Raw genomic sequence first — 2,711 nt, forward strand, 5'->3', positions numbered from 1 at the left:
CGTGCCCGGCTTCTGGAAATGCGTGGGAGCGGATGCGTCCAAGCCGATCCGCTCCGCTCCTGACAGAAATGCCCCTCAGATCGGGCTCACGATGAACTGGGTCGCTGCGGGACCGTCGCTGCATGGCTATACAAAGCTATATCTTGCGCGCGGCAAGATTGGATACCTCAGTGACCGTTATATTCATCCATTTTTTGACAAGTTCGCGCCAAGCGATACCTGTACATTCGAAGGAGTGCAGACAAACGGCCTTGATCTATTTGATATTCGGCCACCCTCATGAGACCAAGAAGAATTGGTCTGCTGATCGTCTTTGCCATTCCCCTGTCTGGGTTGGTCAATGCCGCAGCGCAAACCGTAGGACCCGTCGTAATCCCCCCGCCGACCGTGGTTCCCGTTTATCCCGAACTTGGAACCGGAGTCGTGGTGGCAGCGCCGCAACCTGCTCCAGCACCCACACCGCCCAACTCCTCGGGTCCTGGTTCTGGCTCGGGTAACGGCACTCCACTCGGCGGCAATAGTGCGATGGCTGCATATGAATCATCCGGCTTTTCCACCTCAGGCATCGCTGCGGCTGAACAGTTGGGCATCAATTCGCAAGCCATGGCTGGCATCGCATTCGTTGAAAGTCACGACGAGAATGTCGGCGATAGCAACGGTTCGACCTCGGCATTCGGGGTGTATCAGATCACTCAGCCGACCTGGGAGTCCACCGTTGCACTATACGGATTGCCCTTCACAGAGGCAGATATGACCAACCCGTCCGATCAGGCCGTTGTCGCTTCATATATCCTGAAGGATTATGCGGCGATTGTTTCACAGTATACCGAGTCCCCTCCGACGGTTTTACAGACCTATGGTGCCTATATGTTCGGTCCGGTACCGGGCGGTGAGATTGCAACCGCCCCGGCATCAACCCCGTTATCAAATTTTGTATCCGCGCCGTCGCTGGCGAACAACGGCATGACCGGTTGGACGGTTGGGCAGTATCAGAGCGTGATGGCAGGACGCCTCGGCGGTACAGCCAGCGACCCGGTCTACAGCTGATCCATGCGCTACAGCCACGACCGTATGATCGATGATCTGATCCGCCGGCTGATCGCCGCCGGGTGGGCCTATCGGCATGGAGCCAAGCACGGTCGCCTATACCCTCCAGGCACGTTCCGATCGATCACCGTGCCGAGGACCCCTAGCGATCGTCGGAGCTATCGCAATTTCAGAGCCGACATACGCCGTCTCGGGTCCGGCACGGTCGTGTGATGATGGACGGGATCGGTTCGTCGGACGGCACGCTGACCGAGCCAATCCTGGCGTCGGGTGATCCCTTTGTCGGTCTGACCGAACAGCAACGCGACGCGGCGTGGCAGGACGGTCCAGTTCTCGTGCTGGCCGGTGCCGGCACCGGCAAGACCAAAACCCTCGCGGCCGCGATCGTCCGTCGTATCCGCCATGGCCAGATCCCGCCCTCCCGCATCCTGTCCGTGACCTTCACCAACAAGGCCGCCCGGGAAATGACCGGCCGGATCGAAACCGCACTCGGGATTTCATCCCGACCAGGATGGGTCGGAACCTTCCACGGCCTCTGCGCTCGCCAGCTGCGCACCGAGCCCGAGGTCGCCGGGCTGCGGCCGGATTTTGAGATCTACGATGCCGATGACAGCCGCAGGGTCATCCGCCGCGTCCTAAAGGCACGTCATTTCGACACCGGCGCCGACACGGGAGTCAGCGAGCCCGATCTGCTCAAGCAGGTCTGCGGCAGGATCTCTTGGTTCAAGGACAATTTGATCGAGCCTGCTGAAGCGTCCAACCGAGTCGAGGCATACATCGTTCAGGCCAGACAGGCCGATCAGCCGGTTTCGCCCAATGTCATGCGGATATCGGCCAGCATCTACCAAGAGTATCAACGCTGCCTGCGCGATGCCAATGCCGCGGATTTCGGGGACCTGCTGCTCTGGCCCACGCTCGCCATGTCCCGCGATGCGCGTTACCGCAGCCGCTGGACCGAGCGGTTCGACTGCGTACTCGCAGACGAATATCAGGACGTGTGCTATGCCCAGTACCGATGGATAAACCTGCTGGCCAGCCCCCACCAGCAACTCTTCTGCGTGGGCGACGATGATCAGGCGATCTTCGGCTGGCGCGGTAGCGATATCCGGTATCACCGCCGCTTCCTGCAGGATTATCCCCGCGGCTCGCAGATCAGGCTTGAGGAGAATTTCCGGTCGACCTCCCTGATCATCGCGGCGGCAAACGCGGTGATCGCAGGCGACAAGGACCGACTGGGAAAGACACTATTCACCCGCAAGCCTGCCGGCGAGCCGGTCGCGGTGGTACGGTTTCGGGATGGGGGTGCCGAGGCGGATGGCGTCGTCGATGATATTCTGCGTCGACGGGCTGCCGGGGCAGGGTTCGGATCAATCGCAATCCTGTATCGCAGCAATTTTTTGTCGCGCGGGTTCGAAGAGGCTCTGATCCGGCAGCGGATCCCCTACGTGATGATCGGCGATGTTGGTTTCTATCAGCGTGCCGAGATCAAGGATGCCCTGGCCCTGCTGCGGATATCTGTCTCCCCGGACTCGGTTCAATCCGACGAGGCGGTTCGGCGGGTGATCAACACGCCCCCGCGCGGTTTTGGTGAGAAGGCGCTCGAATGCCTCGACGCCGAAGCCGCCTGGCGTCAGTGCTCGCTTCTGTCGGCGATCGAAACCGCG

3 protein-coding genes are annotated in these 2,711 nt (G+C 60.8%); all 3 read left to right on the plus strand.

The window, feature by feature from the left end:
• Window positions 1-283 (plus strand): hypothetical protein (locus ACP5E6_RS17975; RefSeq protein WP_427956603.1); only part of this gene is annotated, 283 nt, incomplete at its 5' end.
• A 242-nt stretch (window positions 284-525) separates the two neighbouring features.
• Window positions 526-1,047: a transglycosylase SLT domain-containing protein gene (locus tag ACP5E6_RS17980; protein ID WP_427956606.1), complete on the plus strand. Its 522-nt coding sequence runs from the start codon at window positions 526-528 to the stop codon at window positions 1,045-1,047.
• Between the two features lie 212 nt (window positions 1,048-1,259).
• Window positions 1,260-2,711: ATP-dependent helicase (locus ACP5E6_RS17985; protein ID WP_427956609.1), on the plus strand; the 1,452-nt coding region annotated here is incomplete at its 3' end.

Origin of the sequence: Acidiphilium sp. (assembly GCF_049977125.1) — a bacterium.
Classification (GTDB): domain Bacteria; phylum Pseudomonadota; class Alphaproteobacteria; order Acetobacterales; family Acetobacteraceae; genus Acidiphilium.

Excerpts from the sequence above, each read along its gene's own strand:
- ACP5E6_RS17980 (WP_427956606.1), top strand. The coding sequence starts at position 526 with ATGGCTGCATATGAATCATCCGGCTTTTCCACCTCAGGCATCGCTGCG.